A 25,001-nucleotide genomic window follows, 5' to 3' on the forward strand; every position below is an offset into this window, starting at 1 on the left:
ATGGCACAAATCACTCTCATCGAAGCCGTCACCCAGGCACTCGCCTATGAAATGGCGCACGACGATTCCGTCGTGGTGCTGGGCGAAGACGTCGGCGTCAACGGCGGCGTGTTCCGCGCCACCCAGGGCCTGCAGGAAAAGTTCGGCGAACTGCGCGTGCTGGACACGCCGCTGGACGAAACCACCATTGCCGGCGTCACCGTCGGCCTCGCCGTGGCCGGCATGAAGCCGGTCGCCGAGGCGCAGTTCGAAGGCTTCATCTACCCGATGATGGAGCAGATCGCCTGCCACGCCGCGCGCATGCGCAACCGCACCCGCGGCCGCCTCACCGTGCCGGCCGTGTGGCGCGCGCCGTGGGGCGGCGGCATCCGCGCACCGGAGCATCACTCCGAGGCGAACGAGCATCTGTTCACCAACATCCCCGGCCTGCGCGTGGTGATGCCGTCCTCGCCCGCGCGTGCCTACGGCCTGCTGCTGGCGGCGATCCGCGATCCCGATCCGGTGATGTTCTTCGAGCCCAAGCGCATCTACCGCCAGTACAAGGAAGAGGTGCCGGACGACGGCGAGGCGCTGCCGCTGGACGTGTGCTTCGTGCTGCGCGACGGCACCGACGTGACTCTGGTGAGCTGGGGCGCACAGGTGAAGGAAGCGCTGGAAGCGGCCGACGAGCTGGCCCAACAGGGCATCAGCGCCGAAGTGATCGACGTGGCCACGCTGACCCCGCTGGACTTCGACACCATCGCCGAATCGGTGCAGAAGACCGGCCGCTGCGTGATCGTGCACGAAGCGCCCAAGACCGCCGGCTTCGGTGCCGAGATCGCCGCCCGCCTGGCCGAGGAATGCATGTACGACCTGCTCGCCCCGGTCGAGCGCGTCACCGGCTTCGACACGCACATCCCGCTGTTCCGCCTGGAAATGAAATACCTGCCGAACGTGGAACGCGTCGTCGACGCGGCGAAGCGTACCCTCGCAGCAAGCTGACGCCCTTGCTCCTCCCCCTGCTTGCAGGGGGAGGCTGGGAGGGGGTAAAGCTCTTGATCTGAAGCCCGGATCAAGAGGACCCCACCCCAACCCTTCCCTGCAAGCAGGGGAGGGAGCAAACCGGAAAACTCATACTTGGAAATCCGCTCATGGCTGACATCAAGACGTTCTACCTCCCCGACCTCGGCGAAGGCCTGCCCGACGCGACCGTGGTCGAGTGGCACGTGAAGGTGGGCGACACCATCAAGCTGGACGCCCCGCTGTGCTCGATGGAAACCGCCAAGGCGGTCGTCGACGTGCCCTCGCCGTACACCGGCAAGGTCGTCAAGTTGCATGGCGCCCCCGGCGACATCATCGAGACCGGCGCCGCGCTGGCCGAGTTCGAACCCGACCCGAACGCGAAGCAGCGCGCCGAGTCGCAGGACACCGGCCACCAGCATGGCCCGAAGAAGAGTGTCGGCAGCCCGGCCGCGGATGACAGCAGCAAGGTCGTCGTCTCCGACGAGGGTGGCGAAGTCGAGACCGGCGGCAAGGATCGCGAGGACGAAGGCACCGTGGTCGGCGCCATGGTCAGCGGCAACACCGTCCACGTCGAACAGGCCGCCAGCATCGGCGGCGTCAAGGCCGTGCCGGCCGTGCGTGCGCTGGCGAAGAAGCTCAAGGTCGACCTCACCCGCGTGCGCCCCAGCGGTGCGGACGGCGTGGTCACCATGAAGGACGTCAAGGACGCCGCCGCGAATGGCTCGGCCGCCCTCGGCGCCGCCCCCGCCCGCGCGGTGCCCGCCTCGGCCGGCCGTCACCTGGCGCCCGAGCTGCCGCAGCCGGAGCCGCAGCGCGGCCCGGTCTCGCTGGCTGGCAAGCCGGTGCGCACCGCGCCGCCGTCACAGGCCGCCAGCGGCCAGCCGGAACAGCTCAAGGGCGTGCGCCGCAACATGGCCCGCGTGATGGCCGACGCCCACGCCCAGGTCGTGCCGACCACGCTCGTGGATGACGCCGACCTGCACGCCTGGATCGGCAAGCAGGACATCACCGCGCGCCTGATCCGCGCCATCGTGTTCGCCTGCAAGACGGTGCCGGCATTGAACGCCTGGTTCGACGGCAAGAACCTCACCCGCACGCTGCACCCGCAGGTCGACATCGGCATCGCGGTCGACACCGACGACGGCCTGTTCGTGCCGGCCTTGCGCAACGCCGACATGCTCGACGGCGCCGGCATCCGCACCGCGATCAAGCGCCTGCGCAGCCAGGTCGAGGACCGCAGCATCCCGGCCTCGGAGTTGTCCGGCTACACCATCAGCCTCAGCAACTTCGGCATGTTCGCCGGCCGCTACGCCACGCCCGTGGTGGTGCCGCCCACGGTCGCCATCGTCGGCGCCGGCAAGCTCAGCCACGACGTGGTCGCGGTGATCGGCGGCATCGAAGTGCACCGCCGCATGCCGCTGTCGCTGACCTTCGACCACCGCGCCGCCACCGGCGGCGAAGCCGCGCGCTTCCTCAAGGCGATGCTGGACGATCTGTCCCTGCCGAACTGAGCAGGCGGATCATCGTCAAGCAAACAGGGCGCCCTCGGGCGCCCTGTTTGTTTGCACGTTCGTGGCGCGGGTCACCACGCGGCGCCCGCTGGCATCCATCAGTAATCGCGCACGTCCAGCAGCATGAAGCAGCGGGCGCTGTAGTCGCCGCCGCGGGGCCAGGCCACTTCGTTGAGGGCCAGCGTTCCGGCCGTCCACAGTTCGTTGTCGAGCAGGGCTTCGCAGCGCGAGTCGCCGTCTTCGGCGTGGCTGTGCACCAGCCGCAACCAGTGCAGTTCGGGAGTCAGCGCTTCGCGTTTCAGGGCAGCCTCGATCGATGCCAGTGCGTCGAGCGGCATGTCGGCGACGTCCGCACCGCGCACGCTGAACGGGCCGATGAAGACGTCCCAGCTGCGCACGCCGATCTCCCACGCGGTGATCTGCATGCGGCGGTCGTCGGTGACGTACCAGCAGGCGGCCAGCAACAGGTGGAACACGTTCTGCTCGAAGGTCTTCAGCGCATCGCGACAGCCCGCTTCGCCGCCGCCGAGGCCGGCGAAGCTTTCCTCGATGCGCCGTTCCTCGCCCAGCACCACGTCGACATCGAGCCGACCCGGTTCACCCGCCACGCCCTCGTGCCAGTCGGCGCGAATCGCGGGGAAGTCGCCGTCGGTGACCAGCCAGCCATCTTCGTCGGCCTCTAGTTCGACGTCGTGCCGCTCGAACAGGCGAAGCAGGTATTTCTGCAGTGCTGCACTATCCATCATCGTTCCCGCACGTCGGTGTGGTCGGTCGAAGGCAATTCGCGCCAGGTCAGGTACACGCGCAGGTCGAACTCCAGCTGGTGGTAGTCCGGCAGCATGTAGGTGCACAGCTGGTAGAACGCCTTGTTGTGGTCCAGCTCTTTCAGGTGCGCCAGTTCGTGCACCACGATCATCTGCAGGAATTCCGGCGCGGCGGCCTTGAACAGGCTGGCCACGCGGATCTCCTTCTTCGCCTTCAGCCTGCCGCCCTGCACGCGCGAGATCGCGGTGTGCAGACCCAGCGCATTGCGCAGCACGTCGAGCCTGGCGTCGTACAGCACTTTGTCGATACCCGGCGCGTTCTTCAGGTGCTGCTGCTTCAGCGCGGCCACGTACGCGTACAGCGCCTTGTCGCTCTGCACCTCGTGGCGATCGGGATAACGCTTCGCCAGGTGCTCGCCCAGGCGCTCCTGCGCGATCAGCTCGCGCACCTTGTCCAGCAAGGTGACGGGATAAGCCTGGAGGTACTTGAGCGGTGCCATGCCGCGTATTCTCGCACTGCGCCGCACCGCGCGTCGTACAGCGGAGATGACCCATGCATCACAGCCGACTCAGCACCCTCGTCATCGACTGCCAGGTCGACGACCTCGCCACCGCCACCGCGTTCTGGAGCGAAGCCCTGGGCAAGCCGGTCGCCAGCCCCGACCAGGACGGCGACGGCAGGTACGCGGAACTGCGCACCGCCGCGGACGAGCCGATCATCCTGCTGCAGAAGGTGGAGCACGCCAGCCGCGTGCACCTGGACATCGAAACCGACAACCTCGACGCCGAAGTGGGCCGACTGGAACACCTCGGCGCCCGCCGCATCGCCTTCGTGCGCGAGCGCTGGTGGGTGATGGAGGCGCCCGGCGGCCATCGTTTCTGCGTGGTGCAGCCGCAGCGCGAGGCGTTCGGGCCGCACCTCAACCGCTGGGAATGAGCGGCTGCTACATGTCGAAGCGGTAGCTCAGCTTGACCAGCAGTTGCTCGTCGTCGCGCAAGGCGAAGCTGTTGCCGAACGCGTCGGCGGTGTTACGGGCGTAGCCGTCCAGCGCGTAGCCGCCACGGCCATAGACCACGTACAGGTAGGACAGCGGGGCCAGCTCGTAGCGGTAACGGATCTGCAGGCCGAGGTTGCGCACGCTGAAATCGTCGACCGGCTCGTCGCTGGCCACCGCGCGGCCGTTGGCGCCGACGCGATAGCCGCCGCGCAGGCGTGCATCCAGGCCGATCGCCTGCAGCTTCACACGCAGCTCCTGGCGCGGGTCGATGGCCCAGTCGAAACCGGTATCGAGCTGCAGCGTGTGCTCGTCGAACCGGCCGATCAGGTTGTCGTGCTGCCACACCAGCCAGTCCGGCAGATGCTCGTAGTAGGGGCCGGCGTAGACGCTGAACGCGTCGCTGATGAAATAGGTGGGAATGAACTTGATGTCGTAGCCGAACTGGCGGTTGCCGCCGAGGCCGCCACTGACCACCTCCGCTTCCAGCTTGAACGCCCAGTCGCCGTGGCGTGGGCTGACCCGCTCATAGGCCAGGTCGATGCTGGGCGGCAGGAACAGCGCGCCATGGCCCCGCGTCAGCAGGTCGTCCCAGCCTGCGCTGTTGGCGTTGAGCTGCACCACTTCGGTGGCGCCGTTGCGCAGGTTGCTGTTGCGGCTGACGCGGAACTGGCGACGCAGGCGCAGGCCGTGATCGTTGTCCAGTGCGTCGATGCGGTAGCGCCATTCCTTGGAGCTGTAGGCCGAATCGGCCGGCAACGCGGTGTAGCGCTTGCGCACTTCCCAATGGGCGTAGTTGAAGTTGTTGCGGTCGAGGTAGCCGAAATCGTTGATCTGCAACTGATCGCCGAAATGCATACCCAGCCACTGCTGGCGCCAGCCGTCGCCCATCTCGTAGTCGGCAATGATGGTGCCGCCGCTGTCGCGGGTATGCGTGCCCGACTGCAGGATGTCGCTGCCGACCACGTTGGTGGCGATGGTCAGTTGCGGCGTCGGCCGCCAGTGGTGATCGACCCCCAGCACGGTGGCCTCGCGATCCAGCCACGGCCGGTCGACCCGGGTCAGCAACATGCCCAGGCTCTGGTCGCCAAAATCGTGGGTCAGCCGCGCGGCGCCGAAGAAGCGCCCCGCCTCGCCATCCTCGTCGGCGGCCAGCACGCCGTAGCTGGTGGAGCCGAAACTGCCGTTGAGCTTGACCGCCGCATTGATGTCGGCGGCGCCATGGCCGTCATCCGACGGGCCGCCCACGCGGCGCGTATAGACCAGCTGGCTGTTGTCGTCGAGCAGGCTGAAATCGAAGATGCCCTGGTTCTCGGTGAAGAACGGCCGCTTGTCGCTGACATAGGTTTCGGTGGCGCCGAAGTTGACCACCAGGTCGTCGCTCTCGACCTGGCCGAAGTCCGGATTCAACGCCGCGGTGAGCTGGAACTGGCCGTTCGGCTTCCACAGGATGTCGGCGCCTTCCTGGAAGTGGCTGCGGCCGCGCACGTTGTCATACAGCCCGGACAGGTAAGGCGTGACGGCGAACAGCGACTGGCTGTAGTGCGGCACCTCGATCTGCCTGAATTCGGACAGGAAGCGCGGCAGCGTGAAACTGGCCACCGGCCAGCCGTCGCGTTCGCCGGTCGAGCCGGTCACCCGGTCCAGATAGATCCCCAGCTTGCGCTGGCCGTCTTTCGCCGCATGCATGGGCGCGGTGTACCAGGGGATCAGGATCTCGACACTCCAGCCGGCAGCATCCTCGCTCACCGCGTGCTTCCAGTTGCCATCCCAGTCCTTGTTGAACTGGGTTTCGTTGGTGATCACCGCGTCGTTGATGCCGTCGGTGGAACTGACCACGAAGTCGTAACCGGTGCGGCCGTCACCGTTGAAGTCGACCATCACGTTGACCCGATCCACCTGGTCCTCGAAGTCGCGCTGCACGCGCTGATGCGTGCGCGGCACGCCAGGCGGCTGGTCGCAGCGGAAGGCCACCGCCAGGCCCTTCGGCGTGGCCAGGACCCAGGCTTCGGTATGCAGCGAACCGGGCTTGCCGCTGAGCGGCTGCACCTGGCGGAAATCGGTGATGTGCCGCGCACCTTTCCATTCGTCCGGCTGGATATGTCCATCGATATCGACGGCCAGTGCCGGCGCGGAAACTGCGGCCAGCGAAAACAGCAACAGGCATGCCACGCGCATGTGGGAACTTCCATGAGGTCTGGCGCAGGATCGCGCCTGGGCGAACGAGGCACTCGTCACCCGGGGATAGATGCACAGCTTGCCGTCAGCGTTTAAACGGGTCGACGGCCATTGGTCATTGCATGACTTGTGGCAGGTCGTCCGCGGCGGATCAGCGCCGGCGTCCCCACAGCGCATGCCGCAACAGCATCGCCAGCAACAGCACGACGGTGAACGCAGCGTAGCCATACAGCGCCGGCAGCACCTGCTGCCAGATCGCGCCGCTCGCGCGGCCGAAGCCGTCGACCGTGGGCAGCTCCACCCGATCGAAGCCGATCACCGCGCACTGCGCCGCGGCGATCAGCGCCAGCACGACGGCGGCGACGTCGAAGAACCGTCGCGCGGCCACGCGCGGCAGACTCTTCGGATATGCCCAGTAGCCCCAGCACAGAATCAGCAGCCAGGGGGTCAACAGCAGGATGGCGAGGTAACGCATGGTTCGATCTCCGTGGGCCTGGATTGCCGCGCCTCAGTCCTGCGCGGCGAGCTGATCCAGCGCCTCGCGCAACGAGGCCAGCGCTTCGTCACGTGCCTGTTCGTCGCGGCAATCCGGCGTGCTGGCCACCGTCGCGCCGTCGAGCTCCAGGTCCACGCTCAGCGACCGGACCTGCAGCACGGCGGCACCGGCACCGAGCGCCCTGATCTGCTTCTGCAGCGCGCCGGCCGCCTTCGGATCGGCAAACGATTTCGACAGCAGCAGCTCCTCGCCTTCCGCGGAAAACAGGCGGAAGCGGAAGCCGCCATCGGCATCGCGGAAGCTGGCGAAGCGGGGCATTTTCCCCTGCTTCGGCGTGGCCTTCGATCCGATGGCCGGCGCAGGCGCGGTGGTCATGGCACGCAGACCAAGCACCTCGCGCAGTGCCGCCAGTTTCGGCGTGGCGATCGCGCGCGCCTTCTGCGCACCCTGCCGCAGGATCGTCTCGATCGCGGCCGGGTCGGCCATCAGTGCTTCGTAGCGTTCGCGCATCGGCGCCACGTCGGTCTCGATGCGCTCGTACAGCACCTGCTTGGCCTCGCCCCAGCCGATGCCATCGAGCAGGGCCTGGCGGAACGCCGCGGTTTCGATCTGGCTGGCGAACGCCCGGAAGATGGTGAACAGCGCGCAGTCGTCCGGATCCTTTGGCTCGCCGGGCAGGCGCGAGTCAGTGACGATGCGCATGATCGTCTCGCGCAATTGCTTCTTGCCGCCGGCAAACAGCGGGATCGTGTTGTCGTAACTCTTCGACATCTTGCGGCCATCCAGGCCCGGCAAGGTGGCCACCTGCTCCTCGATCAACGCCTCGGGCAGCACGAAGAAGTCATGCCCGTGCAGATGGTTGAAGCGCTGGCCAAGATCGCGCGCCATCTCGATGTGCTGGATCTGGTCGCGGCCCACCGGCACCTGGTTCGCATCGAACGCCAGGATGTCCGCCGCCATCAGCACCGGATACATGTACAGGCCCGCGGTGATACCCGCATCGACGTCCTCGCCCGCGGCGGTGTTCCTGTCCACCGCGGCCTTGTAGGCATGCGCGCGGTTGAGCATGCCCTTGGAGGCGATGCAGGTGAGGAACCAGGTCAGCTCGGGAATTTCCGGGATGTCCGACTGGCGATAGAAGGTGACCCGTGCCGGGTCGAGTCCCGCCGCCAGCCACGTCGCGGCGATCTCCAGCCGCGAACGCTCGATGCGTCCCGCATCGTCGCTCTTGATCAGCGCGTGGTAGTCGGCCATGAAGTAGAACGCATCCACATCATCGCGCCGACTGGCCGCCACGGCCGGGCGGATCGCCCCCACGTAATTGCCAAGATGCGGCGTGCCGGTGGTGGTGATGCCGGTAAGAACTCGGGTATTCATGCTGCGTCGCGCGAGGAAAACGCCAGTCTACGACATCCGGTAGAGCGGCTCGACAGACCCAATCGCCGCCTTGTCAAAAAAATCACAAACGCCAGTCCAGATTCTGTCGGACACCACCACACCGGGAACCCAGCCGATGAGCGGAAAATTCACCCTGTTTGCCGGCAAGAACGGCGAAACCTACTTCAACCTGAAAGCCGGCAACGGCGAAACCATCCTCAGGAACGAGGGCTACAAGGACAAGGCCAGCGCGCGCAACGGCATCGAATCCGTGCGCGAGAACGCCCCCGATCCGTCTCGCTACGAGAAGAAGACCTCGACCAACGGCAAGTTCCACTTCAACCTGAAGGCCGCCAACCACCAGGTCATCGGCAGCAGCGAGATGTATGAAAGCGAGCGCTCGCGCGACGCCGGCATCGCCTCGGTGGCGGCAAACGCGCCGGAGGCCAAGGTCGTCGAGGAGTAGGCGATTTGGCGTGGCTCGTCGCGAGTCGCGCCGATTTCCGGCGACGCCGCATCAGCGGATCAGCGTGGACTTGCCGAACAGCGACTCGACCAGGTCCACGGCCAGCTTGGCGGTGGCGTTGCGTTTGTCGAACGCGGGGTTCAGTTCGACGATGTCCAGTGACGCCATCCGCCCGGTGTCGGCGATCATCTCCATGCACAACTGCGCCTCGCGGTAATCCGGTCCGCCGCGTACGGTGGTGCCGACGCCGGGCGCAATGCTGGGGTCGAGGAAGTCGACGTCGAAGCTCACGTGGAGATGGGTGTTTTCGTCCATCCCGGACAGGGCTTCCTCCATCACCCGCTTCATGCCCACTTCGTCGATATGCCGCATGTCGTGGACCTGCATGTTGGCGCCGCGCACCAGCCGCTTCTCGCCTTCATCGACCGAGCGGATGCCGATGTAGCGAAACACGTCCGGCGTGGTCGACGGCACGACTCCGCCCAGACCGGTCAGCTCGGCCGGGCCGGTGCCGCACAGGCAGGCCACCGGCATGCCGTGGATGTTGCCGGTGGGCGTGGCTTCGGCGGTATTGAAGTCGGTGTGCGCATCCAGCCACAGCACCCGCAACTGCTTGCCCTCGTCATGGCAATGACGCGCCACGGCCGAGATCGAACCGATCGCCAGACAATGATCGCCGCCGAGCATGATCGGCATGCGCCCCGCCTGCAGTTCCTGATGAACAGCCGTATGGACGGCCGTATTCCAGGCCACCACTTCGTCCAGATGACGATAGCCCTGCTCGGGCGGCAGCCACGGGTTGAGCGGACCCTGCAGGTTGCCGCGATCGATGACCTTGAGTCCGCGACGTTCCAGCCGGCTGGCCAGATTGGCCACGCGCAGGGCTTCGGGTCCCATTCCGGCACCGCGATGGCCGGCGCCGATGTCGGTCGGCACGCCAATCAATGAAACGGTCTGCTTGTCCACGTTCGCCTGCTCCTGCATGCCTGGGGGCGACTGCGCCGTTGTCCGGGCGCGCACCATTGATGTGGGTGAGGCGGAGAGCAACGGGTCTGAGGCAACCGGCCCGGATGCGTCGCCAGCATCCCCGTGTGCAGGACTTTCGCAGCGAAAAGACTCCACCTATCCGGCGAAGTCTACCGGAATGGCTGGATTGACGCCGCAGCCCGGGCCGCGAAGGTGGCCTGGGAATACGCACAGACCATGACGGCAGCAGGCCGCAACCGTGCTGATGGCGCGACCACCCGGTCGTGCCGCGCAGGAAACCTGGCTCAGTGCTTCTGCCGGCTCGCGGTGTAATCGCAACTGCCGGTGCGCTGACCGGCATAGGTCATGTCCATGACCATGGCTTGACCGTTCATGTTGCTGTCGGCGTGCATGCTGCCCCTGATGTCGCCACCGGGCAGCAACTCGAACTGCGCGTCACCGGTCATCCGTGGCGGATTGCCGCCGCAGACCACGTGATAGCTGATCACGTTGCCCTGCTGATGGTAGTTGCTAACTACGCAGTCCTTCTGCTGCTGGAGCATCGAGCGCATGTCGTGATCCTTCGACGTGCATACATTCTGGTTGACCGTGCGGGCCGGCATGTCGCCCAGGTCGGCCATCTGCATCTTCATGGTGATGCTCATCTTCATCATGTTGCCGGAGTCGGACTGGGCGGCCGTGGTCGGGGCAATCACGCAGAATACGCAAAGGGCAGCGAACCGCAGCATCGGAAAAGCCGACATCGGAATTCCCCGGCAATGGTTGAGGAGACGCAGCACGACAAACGGATGCTGCCGTGTCTGTATTCGCATGGCGCCCGGCGCGTCGGCCAGCGCAAAGCCGGCTCCGCACCGCTCACGGCGAACAACCCGTTACCGCCCTTCGAATCCAGTCAGACCGGAAACGAATGCCGGATCAGCCTGCCTCGGCTTGGCGGCTGCGTGCCAGTTCATCTTCGCGACGTGACCGCGCAGACGAGCACCAGCTCACCAGATCCGCACCCTCACGCGCCACCAGAACCCGGTGGCGGGAGTCGTGCAAGACTTTCCCCATCAGCATCCCTGCAAACAGCGACACTCCACGCCAGAAGGCGGAATGTACGATCAGCGTTTGCATTTGATTGTCCTGGACTGCCCCTGTGCAGCCTCAGGCCAGATCCTAGCAAGATTTCACGCTGCGTGCACATTCGAACGAACGCTGATTTCTATCCGTAAATTGGCACGAAACGTGCCTGAAACCATGACGCCAGGCACTTGCCGCGTCCGTCGGATTCGCCGCGACCGCCTTGTCGATCAGGCCGCCTGCTGCAATGCATTCGGGCGCGCGTAATGGACCAGCGAGATGGTGAATTCGGAGCAGGCCATTTCCACGCTTACCGCCTGCCCGGAGTTCGCGTGCTTCTCTCTGGCCAGACCCCGCGCCAGCCGAATCGCGTGCGCCAGACGCAACCTGTCGTAGAGCACTGCCTCGCCGCTGCAGATACGCCACAGGCCATGACTGGCCTCCCTGATCGTCAACACAGTCCGCATCGCCTCACCCTCCCGCCAGGCCGGCTCGGCACAGTCACTGTCTCCCCCGTGACAGTGGTGATGTGCTTCCGGCAGGCGACCAGTGTGGGCAAGCTGCCGAGGGGAAGATGTCGGCGCCGGCCTACGGGTGGTGTGCGCCACCGGCGCGCCGGAACAGCGCCGATCGCCATGTCACCCGGTCGCACGCAGCCCTTCCCCTTCCGCAACGGGAACGCGGCCGTAACTGGCAAGGATCACCGGCTCGGAGTACTCGCCCCGATCGACGTCGGCGCTCTGCGCATAGACGAGGACGCCTTCACATTCGCAGGCCAGTTGCTCGCCACGGCTAAGCGCCAGTTGCTGCAGTCCGTGGAGAATCGGCTTGTCTGCCACCATCTCGCCACTGGCGTCGTGATAGCCCTGCACCACATAAAGCATTCCCATGTGCTGTCCTCGCATGCTCCTCAAGCCTGTAGCGTGGAGAAGGTCAGGTGGAGGAATCGCGATGATCGCGTAAAGCCGATGTGGAAGATTCGGCAGGCCGCCGGCTATGCGGTGGGCGGAGCGGCGGCGGGTTGCGAACTGCCGCACGCTCGATTGGCCCGGGCTTCGCAAGGCCCACAAACAACAGGGGCACCCCGAAGGAACGCCCCTGTTGTCCGCATGTGCTGGTGCCGGCAGCAGGAGTCGAACCCGCGACCTACTGATTACAAATCAGTTGCTCTACCAACTGAGCTATGCCGGCGAAGCGCAGGATTCTAGCAGGCTGCGCCGCATGGCGCGTTCAGAAACAACCGGTGCTGTGCGAGGCGATCCCGCTGGCGGAGACCCGGCTGCGCCAGTCGAAGCTGCCACCATCGGCGACGACCAGGTCCAGCCAGTATTCCGGCACGCTTTCACTGCGCTCGGTCATGCGTGGCGAGAAGCCCGCCGCGGTGACTTCATCGCGACGCTTGCGGGCATTCGCCGGGTCCTTGAACAGGCCCAGCGAGATGGTATTGGGCTGGTCGCCGGAGCTGACCACGAAGTAGTCATTGATGTTGCGGGCGGACAGCTGTCGTGCCACCGCCAACGCCTGGGCGCGGCTGCCGGCCGCCGGCAGGTAGACCCACCAGCCACTGGTCTGGGTGGCCTGCTCCTGGCGCGAACGCATGCGCGTCGCCTGGCTGGCCAGCGCCTGGCGCGCATTGCGCAGATCCTGGGGGGTCGCGAACGGGCCCAGCGCCACGCAGCTGTAGCTGAGATTGCGGGGGCTGGTCACGCCGCCAGACACCGTGGCCGCCGGGGCCACCACCGGTGTGGTGGCGGGCATTTCCGACAACAGACGCAACTCGGTCACGCCCGGCTCGGTCGGCAAGCCGCCCCGGGCATAGGGCTGGCCCAGCAGCAGCCAGGCGCCCACCGCGATATTGAGTGCGGTCAGCAGTACGAACAGCAATCGCAGGAACATCCAGCCTCCATCACCGGCAACCCGACACGGCCCGGTTCATTGTTGCGCCACAGCCCAGACCGCCAGGCCGCGCAGCACGCCATCCTGGGTGAGCCGGGCGGGCAGCGACAGCAGCGGCAGCAGGATCGGTGCGTCCCCGCCGCCCAGGACAAGTTCGGGTACGGTACCAAGCCGCGCTGCCGCGCGCGAAGCAAACCGTTCCACCAGCGCAGCGGCAGCCTGCCAGCAACCGGAGGCGACCGCGTCAGCGGTATTGTCGGCCAGCTCGACGATGGCACCAGGGTGCTCCGGCCTGATCCGTGCGGTGGCCTCGAACAGCGATTGCTGCATCAATTGCGGGCCGGGCGCGATCAGGCCGCCCAGATGTCGCCCCTCGGCATCGAGCGCATCCAGCGTCAGCGCGGTACCGACGCTGGCCAGCACATGCGGCCCGTGACCTGCCGCTCGCGCCGCCACCATCACCAGGAAGCGGTCCACGCCCAGGCGTTGCGGTTCGGCGTATGCGTTGCGCACGCCGCAGGCCTGCGCCGGCGTGCGCATCCAGTTCACGGAAAGTCCGGACAGCCGCCGGACCACCGCGGCCACCTGTTCCTCACGGGAAGCGTCGACCACCGAGGCGCCGACCACCTGGCTCGGCGCGGGCAGCGGCGCCCACGCCGTCGCCAGGGTGGCGGCGACATCCACGCGCCAGTCCACGGCCCCCTCCGCCAGCCATTCCCCTGACGGAGCCTGCCACGCCCATTTCAGCCGCGTATTGCCCAGGTCCAGCAGCAGCCTCATGCGCGACGCACCGTGACATCGGCGCTGTCGACCCGCCTGATGCTGCCGTCGTCGAGGCGAACCTGCAGCGCGCCGCGGGCGTCCACGCCCGCACCGACGCCATGGAAAGCCTCCAGCGCGCCACTGAGTTGCAGCGGCTGGTCGCGCAACAGGTCGTATCGCGCATAGTCCGTCCCGAACGCGGCGAAACCGTCGCGCTCGAATTCCCGCAAACCCTCGACCAGGGCCGTGATCAGGGTCGCCACCAGCAGGTTGCGATCCGGCGGCATGCCGCCGCCAAGCCCGGCCAGATCGGCCACTGGCTGGCCGGCCTGCTCGCGCAGGGCCGGGGTCAGGCGCAGGTTGAGGCCGATCCCGATGATCGCCGCGCAAGGGCCCTGGTATTCGCCGCTGAGCTCGATCAGGATGCCGCCCAGCTTGCCGCCGGGCCCATCGTTGCGCTTGCCGGGAGCCACCAGCAGGTCGTTGGGCCATTTCAGGCCGGCACCGCCGATGCCGAGTTTTTCCAGCGCGCGCAGGGCGATCACGCCGACGGCCAGCGACAACCCGGTGAGCGCGGCAAAACCCGCGTCGAAACGCTTGAGGCAGGACAGGTAGATGTTCATCCCCGGCGGGGAGAGCCATTCGCGGCCACGCCGGCCGCGACCGGCGTGCTGGGTTTCGGCCAGCACCACGCTGAAATCCCCTGCCGTCGCAAGGCGACGTTGCAGTTCGCTGGAGGTGGAGTCGAGTTCCCAGTGCACGTCCAGCGCAGTCAGCGCCGACGCGGCGCTCGCGGGCAGCAGGGCCCGGATGCGCGCCGCATCCAGCATCTGCAACGGCCAGGGCAGGCAATACCCCGCGGCACCACGCGCCTCGACCGGAACGCCGCGGCGGCGCAAGGCCTCCACCTGCTTCCAGATCGCCGCACGGGTGACGCCGGCCGCCACGGCCAGCGCTTCGCCGGACAGTGGCTCCCCGGCGGCAAGCAGGGCCAGCAGTTGCGCAGGCTGCATCAGCGCAGCCCCGCAAAGAGGGCGATGCGACAGTGACGGGTATCGCGGGGCAGGAGGCGGAACAGGTTTGGCATCGGCGGATTCTAGCCCGGGCGGGCCGCCGTACGGGCCCACCGGCGGGCCGGCCGCCGTCGGGCGGTCCACAGCACTGGCATGGCCGCAGCGTTTCTGAGACGATCCGGGGTCTTCGCTGCGAGTCAGGGAGTTTGATCGCCATGCGTGCCGTTCACTGGTTGGTTGGTTGCGCCTTGTGCATTGCCGGGATCGGCGGTGCCAGTGCGGCGAGTATGGATTCCCAGGACCTGGACAGTTCCTCGCGCACCCTGGTCGACAGCGCCTCCGCGCACGACGGTAATGCCGCCAGTGGCGGCGATGCCGCGGGCCTGAACCACGACTGCCCCCCGGCAAGCAGCAGCGACAACGCCGAACCGGCGTCCGGCAATGGTCGTTCCGGCGGCTCATCGTCCGCACCGACACCCTCCCGCCGGCCGCATCTGGGCTGGCAATCGCTGCTGCCTGGGTCGATCCAGTAAGCGCTCGGCGTCATGCCGGGACATTGGTTGCAGACACTGTGGGCGCGTTTCGAGCCCGCTCCGATCGCAGATCCGCTGTGGCGACGCGGATTGAGTGCCTGCCCGCTGGCCCGCGGACTTGATCCGGAACGGCAGCAAAGGCTGCGCCAGCTGTCCACCCTGTTCCTGGCACGCAAGCAATTCCACGCGCTGGCGGGCGCGGTGCTGGACGACTATTGGCGCCTGCTGATTGCCATGCAGGCCTGCCTGCCGGCCCTGCAGCAGGGCACGGGCAGCCTGCGTGGCTGGCGCGAAGTGCTGATCTATCCGGGCGAGTTCAAGGTGCGCCGGAATCACCACGACGATCGCAGCGGGATCGCCGGCGATGGCGGGGAGGCCCATGCCGGCGACGCGTGGGAACGTGGCCCGCTGGTACTGTCGCTGGCCGATGTGCAACTGGACCTGGAACAACCCTGGGACGGCTACAACGTCGTCGTGCATGAAATGGCGCACAAGCTGGACATGCTCGACGGCCCGCCCGACGGCGTGCCTCCGCTGGTGGACATTCCCCGGCGACGCTGGATCCAGCAATTCCAACTGGCCTACGACCGCCTGGTCGCCATGCCGCCGGACAGTTGCGAAAGCCCGATCGATCACTACGCCACCGAAAGCGTCGCCGAATATTTCGCCGTGGTCAGCGAGATGCACTACTCGCGTCCGGCCCTGCTGCGCGAAGCCGAACCCGCGATCGCCGAACTGCTGCAGGCCTACTACGGCCGCTCGCCCGCCGAAGGCAGCGAACGCTGAGCCGGGCCGCTCAGGTCGCGGCCAGGCTCACGCTGAAACGGGCACCGCCGAACTCCGGCGAACGATCGACCACCAGCTCGCCCTGATAGGCATGGATGATGTCCTGCACGATCGACAGGCCGATGCCGTGGCCCTGCACCCGTTCGTCGCCACGCACGCCACGCTGCAGCACTTTCTCGATGTTGTCCGCGGCGATGCCGGGGCCGTCGTCTTCCACGCTGAGCAGCAGGCCCGAGCGCTGCCGTCCCGCCTCGTGGCGCATCCTGACCACCAGCAACACGCGATGGCCGGCCCACTTGAACGCGTTCTCGAGCAGGTTGCCCATCAGCTCCAGCAGGTCACCCTGCTCGCCGTAGAACACCGCACCGTCCTCGATATCGAATTCGCACAGGACATTCTTGGCCGCGTAGACCTTCTCCAGGCCCTGCACCAGATCCTCGGCGTGGCCGGCGATCGGCACCGCGCTGGCGAAGGTCTGCCGGCCGGAGGTGGCCGCGCGCGACAGCTGGTAGGCGACCAGCTCGTTCATCCGTCGCACCTGGTCGAGCACGCTGTTGCGCCGTGCCGCGTCGTCCTCGCCGTTGGCCGATTCCAGTTGCGAGCGGATCACCGCCAGCGGCGTCTTCAGGCTGTGCGCCAAGTCGGCCAGGGTGTGCCGGTAACGCGTACGCTGCTCGCGCTCGTTGGTGATGAACGCATTGATGCGCTCGGTCAGGCCGGTCAGCTCCAGCGGGTACTGGCTGTCCAGCTGCTCGCTGTCGCCGCGCTCGACCCGGCTCATGTCGCTGGCCACCTTGCGCAACGGGGTGAGGCTCCAGCGCAGCAGCAACAGCTGCAGCACGATCAGCATCACGCCCAGGATCGACAGCCAGATCACCAGGGTGTGGCGGAACACCGCGTTCTCGCCCTCCAGCTGGTCTTCGGTCTGCGCCACCATCACGGTGAGCCGCACGGATTTCTTGTCCAGCGTGTCGAACGCCACGCCGTAGCTGTAGTAGTACAACCGCCCCATGCGCGTGTCGATCGGACCGACGAACACGCTCTGGCCCGGCTCAAGCGGCTTCAGGAAGGTGAAGTCACGGCCGATCGCCGAGGAGGACTCCCAGTGGTAGCCGTTGTCGCCCAGGGCCACCGCATACAGGCCCGAGCCCGGACGCGAGAAATTCGGGTTGGGCGCGGTTTCCGGCTCCAGCAGCTTGCCGTACCGGTTGACGTCGGTACTGGTGATGTAGGCAATCGCGAAATTCTCGAGCCGATCCTGCAGCCCGCGCAGCGCGCGCGCCTTGGTGGTCTGGGTCAGGGTCAGCCCGACCAGGCCGAGGAAGCCGGCCAGCACGAAACTGGTGGCGATCGCCGCACGCGCTGCCAGGGACAGCGGACCGTGCGACGACCCACGCTCATTCGTCGTCGCCGTCGGTGCGCGGGATGGCAAAGCGGTATCCGCGTCCACGTACCGTCTCGATGGGTTTGAGGGTGCCTTCCGGGTCGAGCTTGCGCCGCAGCCGGCCGATGAACACTTCGAGCACGTTGGAATCGCGGTCGAAGTCCTGCTGGTAGATGTGCTCGGTGAGGTCGGCCTTGGAGACCAGCTCGCCCGCATGCAGCATCAGGTATTCCAGCACCTTGTATTCGTAGCTGGTGAGGTCGACCAGCTTGCCTTCCACCGTCACCGTCTGCGCGGTGGTGTCCAGCTTGATCATGCCGCAGGCCAGGATCGGCTTGGACCAGCCGCTGGCACGGCGCACCAGCGCATTGATGCGCGCCAGCAGCTCCTCGACGTGGAACGGCTTGACCAGGTAATCGTCGGCGCCGTACTTGAGCCCCTCGACCTTGTCCTGCCAGCTGCCGCGCGCGGTCAGGATCAGGATCGGATAACGCTGGCCGTGTTCGCGCAACGCCTTGACCAGTTCCATGCCGGACATCTTGGGCAGGCCCAGGTCGATGATCGCCAGATCGAACGGCACCTCGCGGCCGAGGTAGATGCCCTCTTCGCCATCCTGCGCCGCATCGACGGCGAATCCGTCCCGTTTCAGGCGTGCCGCCAGCGTCTCGCGCAACGGCGCCTCGTCCTCTACCAACAGGATGCGCATATCAGCGTTTCTCCTTGCGACCCGCGTTCTTGGCGGGCGGATTCTTGATTGACTGGGCCGATGGGGGATTCTTGCCCGATTCGGACGAGACCACCACCACCTTGACGTGTCCCTGCGGCGTAAGCACCTTGATCCGGTACTCCTGCCGACGCCCGACCCCGCGCTGCTCGGCCGACAGGATCTTGCCACCCGTATCCTGTTGCACCTTGACCACCGCCTGATCCAGCGTCACCGCCGCCGACTGGGCCGCGGCCACACCGGCCGCACCCACGCACAGCGATATCAGCAGAGCGGTGATGAAGTTTTTGTGCCCCGTCATGCGCGAAGTTCCCGTCTGGCTACTGCCTGGACGCCCAGACTAGGCAATCAGGGCTGAATACTGACCGGATGGACGACGCCTGTCACGCCGCCGCACACGGCAGCGCAGCCCGCTCCAGCAGTTCCCAGCCCGCGCCGGGCAGGTGGGCGCCTTCGCTGATCGTGCGGCGGAACGCGCGCGCGCCCGGTTCGCCCTGGTACAGGCCGAGCAGGTGCCGGCTGATGTGCTTCAACGCGGTACCCCGGGCCAGCTCGGCCTCGACGTAGGGACGCAGGTGCTCCAGCACGCCCTCGCGGCTGGGCAGCGGTTCGCCATGCAGCTCGTGCTCGATCTGCGCCAGCAGGTAGGGATCGTGGTAGGCGGCCCGACCCAGCATCACCCCGTCCAGCTGCGCCAGGTGCCCGCGCACCTGCGCCACGCTGGTGATGCCGCCGTTGATCACCACCGCCAGCTGGGGGAACTCGCGCTTGAGCCGGTACACCCGCTCGTAGTCCAGCGGCGGTACCTCGCGGTTTTCCTTCGGCGACAGGCCTTTCAGCCAGGCCTTGCGCGCATGCACCACCAGCACCTCGACACCGGCGCCCAGCATCTGTTCGGTAAAGTGCTGCAGGCCGGCGTAATCGTCCTGGTCGTCCACCCCGATGCGGCACTTCACCGTGACCGGAATGCCGACCGCATCGCGCATCGCCCTGACGCAATCGGCGACCAGCGCCGGCTCGTACATCAGGCAGGCGCCGAAGCGGCCGGACTGCACCCGGTCCGAGGGGCAGCCGACGTTGAGGTTGATCTCGTCATAACCCGCCTCGGCGCCGAAGCGGGCGGCCTGCGCCAGCTCTCGCGGATCGCTGCCACCCAGCTGCAGGGCCACCGGGTGCTCCTGCTGGCTGTGCTCCAGCAGGCGCAACTGGCGGCCACGGACCAGCGCCGCGCTGGTCACCATTTCGGTATACAGCCGCGAACGCGGCGACAGCAGCCGGTGGAAATAGCGGCAGTGCCGATCGGTCCAGTCCATCATCGGCGCCACGCTGAGGCGCCATGGCAGGGCAAAAGCAGGATCATTCATGCGCCTAGTGTACGTGCTGGCGACGGCCAGCCCGGCGCGCCGCGGTACGTCGCCGGCCTGACGTCAGCGCAGGGGCGAAGTGCCGGCCCGTCGTTCCAGGCCGTACAGCGCCTCGCCGTCAGGCAACGGATCGCGGCGCAGCAGTCCCGCGCTCACCAGCTCATCGAGCACCTGCTCGATGCGCCGGCGGCCGGTCTCCAGCCGTTGCCGCGGCAGCCACCAGCTGACGATGCCGCACAAGGTATCCGCCGCCTGCGGGTGTGAACGCAGGTAGGCGAGTACCTCGCGCCTCACCTCGGCATCGTCCTGCATGGCCGCTCAATGTGCCGTGCCAAAACCGGCGAAGTATTTCTTGAACGCCCCGATCTCCATCGCGAACACGCCGTCGTTGTCCTTCAGCGTGATCGGTCGCCACCAGCTCACGTCGTACATGGAAATCGTGGCGTCCAGCACGCTGCTGGTCGCCTCGGTGCTGCCCCAGGGATTGCGCAGCACGATCCAGCGCCGGCAGTCGCGATAGGCCCAGCCCAGCACCGTGTAGCAGTGCGAGCCGACGATGTGCGCGCTGGAATAATCCACGTGGTCGGGCGCGGCATCGCCGGTCGAGTAGGTCCATGCCGTCATCGGATTGAAGGTGCGGTACGACAGGCAGTTGGAGCGCAGCAGGTGCCACAGGTCGTCGGCGCTGCGGCTGGCCGTGTCGTAGTAGTGGCGCGCGCCGCCATTGAGCTGGGCCGTGGCCCACACGCAGTCGCCCCAGGCGGTCTGCGTGATGTCGGGCATGTCGCTGGAAGTCCCCGTCTTCAGCTTGGCGTAGGCCTTCTCGTAGACGGCCGGCCATGACTCGCCCGCTTCCCTGGAGCGGCAGTAGATCGGGTAGCCGGACGCGGTCAGCGGCACCGCCTCGGTGACCTCGATCGACTTGTCCAGCGCACCGCCCGAGTCGGGCTTGCAGAAGTTGATCTGGTCATTGAACTGGGTCTGGCTGGTTCCGGTTGCCCGGGTCAGGTGCGCAATCCGGAACGGCGTTGCCCAGGCGATCGCCGAGAGCGCCGCGATGTAATAGCAGTTGGCCACGGCGCCCTGGACCGGGTCGAAGAACTCGGCGGTCTCGTGGAAGAACTCGCCCGAGGTGGCCCAGTGTGCACCCGGTGGCGTCCAGCCCTGGATCGCGTTAAGCACGATCTTCGGATCGAAGGTGATCGAACGGACGATGTCCGCCGACAGGGAGCGACCCAACACCAGCGCGCGCAGGGCTGGTGGCAGGCTCAGCGAAACGCGCAGGCGCGAATAGCGTGACAGGTCGCCGCACAGGATCGGCCAGTCGAGGATGGATTTCAGCTCGGGCACCCGCGCCATCTCGGCCAGCGTCGTGTACTGGTCGAGGCTGGCCAGCCCGCCCGCCTCGGCGTCGTTGCCGTCCCGGGGCAGCTGCACATCCAGCAGCGGCGAGCGCTCGCGCACCAGGTTGAGCTGCTTGTCCAGGGCCAGGCCCACGTAGAGCGGACCGCCGTACTTGGGATCGAACAGCTCCTCGTATGGCGTGGCCAGCACCTGCTCCAGCACGCTGGCGGGGTCGGGTATGGCATTCCATGGAATCGGCTGGCCGGAAACCAGGTCGGCCAGCGCATACGGATTGATCACCGCGCAGTTCTGGCCCTGCGCTCCCGTCGACGCGGTTGCCCGTGATGCGACGTCCTTCGCGGCCGACGGTTTCGGCGCCGACGATTTCGGGCTCGATGTTTTCGCTGTGGAAGTTCTTGACGTGGCCATGTCCCTCTCCTTTCAGTGGTTGTCGACGCATCCGCGTCGCGATTCATTCGCTTGCCGCATCCCGGTGGCCGACCGGCTCACCGGGATGCGGCGGATTACGGGTGCACGACGCCACGCTCGGCGAGCGCAAAGGCGATCAGTCGGCTGTCGTCGATACCCAGGCGCTGGTAGCCGTCGGTGGCCTTGCCATAGACCCGCAGGGATCCGGCAAAGGCCGCATTGACGCAACTGCCGACCAGACTCGCGGGCGTGAAGTCCCGCTGGTAGTAGCCGGCCACCTTCACGTAGGGCGCGGAGACCGTTGCCGCGCTGGATGCCGCCACCTCGACGTATGGCGCCAGCGTGGAGCCCTCCGGCAGCACGTGCGATCCACGCGTGACGTCGAAGTCGAACACCGCATGCTGGTTGGGATGCGCCGCGAGATAGCGCAGGCGCACCAGGTCACCGGGGTGATAGCGCAGGAAGCCGCAGTCGTCGCTGGCCGACACGCCGCCGATACTCGGCTGCGGCAGATCCGCCCGCACCCGGTTGTTGTCCACATGCACGCGCATGACATAGGCGCCGCCGGCTTCCTCGGCGGCCGTGGACAGGCGGGTCGTGGTGCCGTCGGCATTGCGCGCCAGGAAGCGGAAGCTGCCCGCGCCCGGCATCACCTGATGGCCGGCGGGATCGAACACCTCGATCTTCACTTCGAAGACACCGGCATCGTCGGCGGCGTTGTCGGCCGACAGCGGAGGTGCGGTAAGCATGGTATCCCAGCTCGCCCCCACTTCACTCAGATTGCCGCTGGTCCATTCACGCGGGACGACGGCGGTAGGCGGATCGGTGGGACGTACCGGCGGGGTTTGCGGTTTGAACTCGAACAGGCCGCTGTGAGGACCCACCGTGACCGGGCCGACGGGGTAGCTTTCGTAGGTGAACGGGCGGTCCGAATATTCCATCCGGTAGCCGCGCGTCAACGGCGTGCTGATAGGCGTCCAGCTCGGATCAGCGGCACCGGTGTTCGGTGTGCCGCTTACGCGACGCCACGAATAGCGGTAGTACCTGATCCCGCTGGACGGAATGAAGTACGAGTCGTCGTGGATGAAGTTCAGCGTGCCGCCGAACGGAGCGTTGTAGAGCCAGCCCAGCGAGGTCCCGGTCTGGTAGTCGAGCATGCCGTCGGGCCGCACCCATCCGGCCGGCGCCGGCGGCGCGCCGGGCGGAATGCCCCAGATCGGCGCGTTGGCGATCGCGTACGGCAGCATGAACAGGGTGACCCCGGGCGGAACGTCATACGGCGGTTCCTCGCAGGCCACGGCGCCCGGCAGGTTGATCACGACTTCCGAGCCGCAGGGATAATTCCAGTGCGTGCCGCAACCGATCGAGGGGCGGTACACCGTGGTCCAGACACCGCCCTGGAACTGCTCGACCCAGAAGTACAGGTCCGGCTGGTCGGCACAGTCGTGGAAAATCAGCGCCGCAAAGCGCCCGTCGCTGTCGGCATCGATCGTGGTCAGCGCATCGACCCGGAAGTAGCCCCACAGATAGGTGAGATCGCACAGGTGGATGGCGATGATGCTGGCCAGCCCGAGCAGCTGACGGCGGGCCTGTCCGGCCGACTGTGCTGCGGTCAGTGCCGCCGCATGCAGGGCCAGGGTCTCCGCGCCGGTCGAAGCCGGCGCCTGCGGCAGCGGCGATTCCGCGGCGGCGGGCCGTGCGGCACTGCGCGTCATGATCGGCCCGGCCAGCGGGCCGGGATCGGGGATCGGCGGAAACGGCAGCGGCCGCAACTGCAGCTTGTGCAGCAGGTCGTCGCGCAGGCGCAGGATCTCCGGGTCGGGCAGTTTCTCGATCACCAGCCGGATGCGATCGACCTCGCAGACATGTACGCGGGCATGACAGACCGGCAATTCCCTGGCGCTGCCATCGGGGAGGTTGAAGCGCTTGACCAGCCGGCCCCGCACGTAGCACAGGCACCAGTGCGGAAAGATGTAGGTCGGCAGCTTCAGCTGCAGCACCGGCTTGTCCAGCAGCAGGCGGGTGGCTCTGGCGTAACCGCCCATCCGCTTCAAGGCCGCCGCGGTCGGCACCGGCTGGCCTTTCTCCGTGGGTGGACCGAGGATCAGTTCGACCATCTGGCCGTCCATTTCGGCGGGCACCTCGATCACGGCAGCGCCGTCCTTCAACGGCGCCTGGCCCAGCGCGGCTCCCTGGCGATTGAAGGCATAGGCCTGCAGTGCCGGCACTTCGCCCTGGTCGCTGAATTCGACCTTGATCTGCAGGCGGGCGGACTTTTCGGATTTCATGGCAAGACTCCTGAATTGAGGGGTGCGGCTTGATGGTCGATATCCGCGACGAACCACCGCTCCGGCACGCACGCCCGGCTGCCATGCAAGCGGATGCCGGCGGGGTGCCTGTTGCGACTGGGGTGGTTGTCCGTTGCGACAGAGGGCGTTCGAAGCTGGCCCGAAGAACCGTTCGTGATTACGTGGTGCCGCTTTCGGCAACCGGACAGCAGCGGTATTCCTGCGCCTTGTCCAGCAACTCGATCTGCCGCTTGAGCAACTGGTTCTGCAGGTCGAGCCGGACGATTTCGAGCTGGGTCTTCTTCTGCAGTTCGGGCTCGCAGATGTTGCAGTCGTCGAAACAGCCCTTGACGATGACGCCGGCGGTCGGCAACGAGGTGTCACGCGTGTACTCGAACTGCGTGCGCGCATCGGCGGCAAACCCGCCGGTCTTGGGATCGAGCAGCTTGCGTTCGACCAGTTGCTTGTCCACCTCGGCTAGCGCGGCCTTGCGCACGTCGTCCGGCAAGGGGGTCTGCACATTCACCGGCACCGAAAGTGCCGCCAGGTTGAAGCGCGACTGCAGCGTCGCCGGGGCAGCGCCGGCCTGCGCGTGCAACGCCTCGCTTTGCAGCCCGCGGCTCTCGATATCGAGTCGCTTGGCATTCATCGCCGGCACTTCCTGCGGCATCACCGCCACCGCACCCTTGGCGCGGATGGGGTTGGCCAGCAACGGCGCCGGCGCCACCGGATCAAGCACCCGGCGTTCGATCGCCACCAGCTCGAACGACAGCGTCTCGATCTTGTTGATGCGGTAGAACAGGAAGGTCAGCGCGTGGCAGGCATTGGGATTGGCGAACTCGCGCGACGAGGCCTCGTACTGGTCTTCCGTCTCGCCCTGCTGATGGGCGCGCGTGGACACCTCGCCCACGGACATCGAGTGCGCCTTGCGCGTGGATTCCACCGACAGGTTGTCGGCCATGCGGGCCTGCGCCGAATGCTGCTGGAGATATTCGAAGGTCGATTCGGCGTTGTGGCTGCCGTGGGCGTTGGCATCGGCGCTGGCGGACATGAAGCCGATCGAGCCGCTGGCGTCGCCGTGGAAATCCCACGAGCCCTGGTCGGTGTTGCGCGTCGAGCCATTGTCCTGGCTGTTCTGGTCCGACATGAACGAGCGCAGCGAAGACATGCGGTATTGCTCCTCCGACATCTGCTCGCTGCGGTAGCTGAGATTCGACTCGCTGTCGAAGCTGAAGCGACTGCGCCGGTCGGTGGTGGCCAGCCTTACCTTCTCGCCCGGGAGCAAGGTGGTGGTGTAGACGACATCGCCCAGGGCCATGGGCCCGGAACAGCGCTTGAAGCGCGTATGCAGGATGACTTCGACATTGACCTGCTGGCCGCTGCGCGTGCGTATCGTGGTGGGAAACAGCAGGCGACGACGCATGTCCATCACGTCGCACACCGGCTGGGTGTCGAGGTTCGGGCAGCAGGGAATGTCCTTGTACTTGGTCAACGGGGTGGCGGGGGTGGCCATGACGATCTCCTTTCGTTCCGGATGGCAGGTTCGCGTCGGAACGCAGGCTGTTTCGCCGCCGGTTCCGTGCTCGAGGGGAACCTACGCAACGAACATGCCAATGGCAGGAGGTCGCCAAACGGGCTGC

Annotated in this window: 27 protein-coding genes and 1 tRNA gene; 6 read left to right on the forward strand and 22 right to left on the reverse strand. The window is 66.8% G+C overall.

What is annotated here, in order from left to right; all coding sequences use genetic code 11:
- On the forward strand, positions 1-981 hold the full coding sequence (locus tag AC3A56_RS04975; RefSeq protein WP_487769535.1) for an alpha-ketoacid dehydrogenase subunit beta: 981 nt from the start codon (positions 1-3) through the stop codon (positions 979-981).
- A 149-nt stretch (positions 982-1,130) separates the two neighbouring features.
- A complete protein-coding gene (locus tag AC3A56_RS04980) occupies positions 1,131-2,513 on the forward strand; it encodes a dihydrolipoamide acetyltransferase family protein (protein WP_056718085.1) in 1,383 nt (460 codons plus the stop codon).
- Positions 2,514-2,611: 98 nt separating this feature from the next.
- Here AC3A56_RS04980 and AC3A56_RS04985 read toward each other — a convergent pair whose 3' ends face one another.
- Positions 2,612-3,256, reverse strand: a complete 645-nt coding sequence (locus AC3A56_RS04985; RefSeq protein ID WP_056766667.1) for a DUF6348 family protein — start codon at positions 3,254-3,256, stop codon at positions 2,612-2,614.
- The gene (locus AC3A56_RS04990) at positions 3,256-3,777 is read right to left on the reverse strand and encodes a M48 metallopeptidase family protein (RefSeq protein WP_487769536.1); all 522 of its coding nucleotides are present in this window, start codon (positions 3,775-3,777) and stop codon (positions 3,256-3,258) included. The genes AC3A56_RS04985 and AC3A56_RS04990 overlap by 1 nt, the downstream gene beginning before the upstream one ends.
- A 53-nt stretch (positions 3,778-3,830) precedes the next feature.
- On the opposite strand from AC3A56_RS04990, the gene AC3A56_RS04995 reads away from it, so the two are divergent.
- Positions 3,831-4,214 carry a VOC family protein gene (locus AC3A56_RS04995; RefSeq protein WP_487769537.1) on the forward strand — a complete coding sequence of 128 codons (384 nt, stop codon included), beginning with the start codon at positions 3,831-3,833 and terminating at the stop codon, positions 4,212-4,214.
- Between the two features lie 7 nt (positions 4,215-4,221).
- On the opposite strand, the gene AC3A56_RS05000 is transcribed toward AC3A56_RS04995, so the two are convergent.
- The 3 genes from AC3A56_RS05000 to AC3A56_RS05010 form a co-directional block, all read right to left on the reverse strand.
- Positions 4,222-6,450, reverse strand: coding sequence for a DUF5916 domain-containing protein (locus AC3A56_RS05000; protein WP_487769538.1), 2,229 nt, complete (start codon positions 6,448-6,450; stop codon positions 4,222-4,224).
- Between the two features lie 151 nt (positions 6,451-6,601).
- Entirely contained in the window at positions 6,602-6,925 is a 324-nt protein-coding gene (locus AC3A56_RS05005; RefSeq protein WP_056718093.1) for a hypothetical protein, read from the reverse strand.
- Positions 6,926-6,958: 33 nt separating this feature from the next.
- Complete coding sequence (locus AC3A56_RS05010; RefSeq protein ID WP_487769539.1) at positions 6,959-8,323, reverse strand: tryptophan--tRNA ligase; 1,365 nt, start codon at positions 8,321-8,323, stop codon at positions 6,959-6,961.
- A 136-nt stretch (positions 8,324-8,459) separates the two neighbouring features.
- Here AC3A56_RS05010 and AC3A56_RS05015 point away from each other — a divergent pair, with 136 nt between their 5' ends.
- A complete protein-coding gene (locus AC3A56_RS05015; RefSeq protein WP_487769540.1) occupies positions 8,460-8,789 on the forward strand; it encodes a YegP family protein in 330 nt (109 codons plus the stop codon).
- Positions 8,790-8,840: 51 nt separating this feature from the next.
- Here the strand turns inward: AC3A56_RS05015 and rocF are convergent, their stop codons facing one another.
- The 9 genes from rocF to AC3A56_RS05060 form a co-directional block, all read right to left on the reverse strand.
- Entirely contained in the window at positions 8,841-9,773 is a 933-nt protein-coding gene (gene rocF / locus AC3A56_RS05020; protein WP_056766654.1) for an arginase, read from the reverse strand.
- 287 nt (positions 9,774-10,060) lie between these two features.
- Positions 10,061-10,519 (reverse strand): DUF3617 domain-containing protein, encoded by a 459-nt coding sequence (locus AC3A56_RS05025; RefSeq protein ID WP_487769541.1) that lies wholly within the window; start codon positions 10,517-10,519, stop codon positions 10,061-10,063.
- A gap of 172 nt (positions 10,520-10,691) precedes the next feature.
- Positions 10,692-10,892 carry a hypothetical protein gene (locus AC3A56_RS05030; RefSeq protein ID WP_487769542.1) on the reverse strand — a complete coding sequence of 67 codons (201 nt, stop codon included), beginning with the start codon at positions 10,890-10,892 and terminating at the stop codon, positions 10,692-10,694.
- 176 nt (positions 10,893-11,068) lie between these two features.
- Positions 11,069-11,305 (reverse strand): hypothetical protein, encoded by a 237-nt coding sequence (locus tag AC3A56_RS05035; RefSeq protein ID WP_487769543.1) that lies wholly within the window; start codon positions 11,303-11,305, stop codon positions 11,069-11,071.
- Positions 11,306-11,476: 171 nt separating this feature from the next.
- Positions 11,477-11,728 carry a hypothetical protein gene (locus tag AC3A56_RS05040; protein WP_487769544.1) on the reverse strand — a complete coding sequence of 84 codons (252 nt, stop codon included), beginning with the start codon at positions 11,726-11,728 and terminating at the stop codon, positions 11,477-11,479.
- A gap of 225 nt (positions 11,729-11,953) precedes the next feature.
- Positions 11,954-12,029, reverse strand: a tRNA-Thr gene (locus tag AC3A56_RS05045).
- Between the two features lie 39 nt (positions 12,030-12,068).
- Positions 12,069-12,734, reverse strand: a complete 666-nt coding sequence (locus AC3A56_RS05050) for an SPOR domain-containing protein (protein ID WP_487769545.1) — start codon at positions 12,732-12,734, stop codon at positions 12,069-12,071.
- 36 nt (positions 12,735-12,770) lie between these two features.
- The gene (locus AC3A56_RS05055; RefSeq protein WP_487769546.1) at positions 12,771-13,514 is read right to left on the reverse strand and encodes a type III pantothenate kinase; all 744 of its coding nucleotides are present in this window, start codon (positions 13,512-13,514) and stop codon (positions 12,771-12,773) included.
- A complete protein-coding gene (locus AC3A56_RS05060; RefSeq protein WP_487769547.1) occupies positions 13,511-14,509 on the reverse strand; it encodes a biotin--[acetyl-CoA-carboxylase] ligase in 999 nt (332 codons plus the stop codon). Before AC3A56_RS05060 ends, AC3A56_RS05055 begins: the two co-directional genes overlap by 4 nt.
- A 287-nt stretch (positions 14,510-14,796) precedes the next feature.
- Between AC3A56_RS05060 and AC3A56_RS05065 the strand changes: the two genes are divergently transcribed.
- Together AC3A56_RS05065 and AC3A56_RS05070 are read left to right on the forward strand one after the other, a co-directional pair.
- Positions 14,797-15,042: a hypothetical protein gene (locus tag AC3A56_RS05065; protein WP_487769548.1), complete on the forward strand. Its 246-nt coding sequence runs from the start codon at positions 14,797-14,799 to the stop codon at positions 15,040-15,042.
- Positions 15,043-15,069: 27 nt separating this feature from the next.
- On the forward strand, positions 15,070-15,828 hold the full coding sequence (locus tag AC3A56_RS05070) for a M90 family metallopeptidase (protein ID WP_235580701.1): 759 nt from the start codon (positions 15,070-15,072) through the stop codon (positions 15,826-15,828).
- Positions 15,829-15,838: 10 nt separating this feature from the next.
- Here AC3A56_RS05070 and AC3A56_RS05075 read toward each other — a convergent pair whose 3' ends face one another.
- The 8 genes from AC3A56_RS05075 to AC3A56_RS05110 form a co-directional block, all read right to left on the reverse strand.
- Positions 15,839-17,260, reverse strand: a complete 1,422-nt coding sequence (locus AC3A56_RS05075; RefSeq protein WP_056718105.1) for an ATP-binding protein — start codon at positions 17,258-17,260, stop codon at positions 15,839-15,841.
- A complete protein-coding gene (locus tag AC3A56_RS05080; RefSeq protein ID WP_056391729.1) occupies positions 17,226-17,918 on the reverse strand; it encodes a response regulator transcription factor in 693 nt (230 codons plus the stop codon). The genes AC3A56_RS05075 and AC3A56_RS05080 overlap by 35 nt, the downstream gene beginning before the upstream one ends.
- 1 nt (position 17,919) lies before the next feature.
- Positions 17,920-18,237 (reverse strand): PepSY domain-containing protein, encoded by a 318-nt coding sequence (locus AC3A56_RS05085; RefSeq protein WP_056766642.1) that lies wholly within the window; start codon positions 18,235-18,237, stop codon positions 17,920-17,922.
- Positions 18,238-18,319: 82 nt separating this feature from the next.
- The gene (dusA, locus tag AC3A56_RS05090) at positions 18,320-19,300 is read right to left on the reverse strand and encodes a tRNA dihydrouridine(20/20a) synthase DusA (RefSeq protein ID WP_487769549.1); all 981 of its coding nucleotides are present in this window, start codon (positions 19,298-19,300) and stop codon (positions 18,320-18,322) included.
- 63 nt (positions 19,301-19,363) lie between these two features.
- On the reverse strand, positions 19,364-19,612 hold the full coding sequence (locus tag AC3A56_RS05095) for a hypothetical protein (protein ID WP_056718108.1): 249 nt from the start codon (positions 19,610-19,612) through the stop codon (positions 19,364-19,366).
- A 6-nt stretch (positions 19,613-19,618) separates the two neighbouring features.
- Complete coding sequence (locus AC3A56_RS05100) at positions 19,619-20,944, reverse strand: C2 family cysteine protease (RefSeq protein WP_487769550.1); 1,326 nt, start codon at positions 20,942-20,944, stop codon at positions 19,619-19,621.
- Between the two features lie 224 nt (positions 20,945-21,168).
- Entirely contained in the window at positions 21,169-23,361 is a 2,193-nt protein-coding gene (locus AC3A56_RS05105) for a hypothetical protein (protein WP_487769551.1), read from the reverse strand.
- A 178-nt stretch (positions 23,362-23,539) separates the two neighbouring features.
- Positions 23,540-24,874 carry a hypothetical protein gene (locus AC3A56_RS05110; protein ID WP_204109665.1) on the reverse strand — a complete coding sequence of 445 codons (1,335 nt, stop codon included), beginning with the start codon at positions 24,872-24,874 and terminating at the stop codon, positions 23,540-23,542.
- Positions 24,875-25,001 lie beyond the last annotated feature (127 nt).

The sequence above is a fragment of the Rhodanobacter sp. Soil_C_14 genome (assembly GCF_057657335.1).

Bases quoted from the DNA above. Each gene is read 5' to 3' on its own strand.
- AC3A56_RS05015 (WP_487769540.1), top strand. From the start codon at position 8,460: ATGAGCGGAAAATTCACCCTGTTTGCCGGCAAGAACGGCGAAACCTAC.
- AC3A56_RS05010 (WP_487769539.1), bottom strand. From the start codon at position 8,323: ATGAATACCCGAGTTCTTACCGGCATCACCACCACCGGCACGCCGCAT.
- AC3A56_RS05105 (WP_487769551.1), bottom strand. From the start codon at position 23,361: ATGAAATCCGAAAAGTCCGCCCGCCTGCAGATCAAGGTCGAATTCAGC.
- AC3A56_RS05040 (WP_487769544.1), bottom strand. From the start codon at position 11,728: ATGGGAATGCTTTATGTGGTGCAGGGCTATCACGACGCCAGTGGCGAG.
- AC3A56_RS05065 (WP_487769548.1), top strand. From the start codon at position 14,797: ATGGATTCCCAGGACCTGGACAGTTCCTCGCGCACCCTGGTCGACAGC.
- AC3A56_RS05085 (WP_056766642.1), bottom strand. From the start codon at position 18,237: ATGACGGGGCACAAAAACTTCATCACCGCTCTGCTGATATCGCTGTGC.
- AC3A56_RS05060 (WP_487769547.1), bottom strand. From the start codon at position 14,509: ATGCAGCCTGCGCAACTGCTGGCCCTGCTTGCCGCCGGGGAGCCACTG.
- AC3A56_RS04990 (WP_487769536.1), bottom strand. From the start codon at position 3,777: ATGGCACCGCTCAAGTACCTCCAGGCTTATCCCGTCACCTTGCTGGAC.
- AC3A56_RS05035 (WP_487769543.1), bottom strand. From the start codon at position 11,305: ATGCGGACTGTGTTGACGATCAGGGAGGCCAGTCATGGCCTGTGGCGT.
- AC3A56_RS05005 (WP_056718093.1), bottom strand. From the start codon at position 6,925: ATGCGTTACCTCGCCATCCTGCTGTTGACCCCCTGGCTGCTGATTCTG.
- AC3A56_RS05095 (WP_056718108.1), bottom strand. From the start codon at position 19,612: ATGCAGGACGATGCCGAGGTGAGGCGCGAGGTACTCGCCTACCTGCGT.
- AC3A56_RS04985 (WP_056766667.1), bottom strand. From the start codon at position 3,256: ATGGATAGTGCAGCACTGCAGAAATACCTGCTTCGCCTGTTCGAGCGG.
- AC3A56_RS05000 (WP_487769538.1), bottom strand. From the start codon at position 6,450: ATGCGCGTGGCATGCCTGTTGCTGTTTTCGCTGGCCGCAGTTTCCGCG.
- AC3A56_RS05030 (WP_487769542.1), bottom strand. From the start codon at position 10,892: ATGCAAACGCTGATCGTACATTCCGCCTTCTGGCGTGGAGTGTCGCTG.
- AC3A56_RS05080 (WP_056391729.1), bottom strand. From the start codon at position 17,918: ATGCGCATCCTGTTGGTAGAGGACGAGGCGCCGTTGCGCGAGACGCTG.
- AC3A56_RS04980 (WP_056718085.1), top strand. From the start codon at position 1,131: ATGGCTGACATCAAGACGTTCTACCTCCCCGACCTCGGCGAAGGCCTG.
- AC3A56_RS05055 (WP_487769546.1), bottom strand. From the start codon at position 13,514: ATGAGGCTGCTGCTGGACCTGGGCAATACGCGGCTGAAATGGGCGTGG.
- AC3A56_RS05050 (WP_487769545.1), bottom strand. From the start codon at position 12,734: ATGTTCCTGCGATTGCTGTTCGTACTGCTGACCGCACTCAATATCGCG.
- AC3A56_RS05025 (WP_487769541.1), bottom strand. From the start codon at position 10,519: ATGTCGGCTTTTCCGATGCTGCGGTTCGCTGCCCTTTGCGTATTCTGC.
- AC3A56_RS04975 (WP_487769535.1), top strand. From the start codon at position 1: ATGGCACAAATCACTCTCATCGAAGCCGTCACCCAGGCACTCGCCTAT.
- AC3A56_RS04995 (WP_487769537.1), top strand. From the start codon at position 3,831: ATGCATCACAGCCGACTCAGCACCCTCGTCATCGACTGCCAGGTCGAC.
- rocF (WP_056766654.1), bottom strand. From the start codon at position 9,773: ATGCAGGAGCAGGCGAACGTGGACAAGCAGACCGTTTCATTGATTGGC.
- dusA (WP_487769549.1), bottom strand. From the start codon at position 19,300: ATGAATGATCCTGCTTTTGCCCTGCCATGGCGCCTCAGCGTGGCGCCG.
- AC3A56_RS05110 (WP_204109665.1), bottom strand. From the start codon at position 24,874: ATGGCCACCCCCGCCACCCCGTTGACCAAGTACAAGGACATTCCCTGC.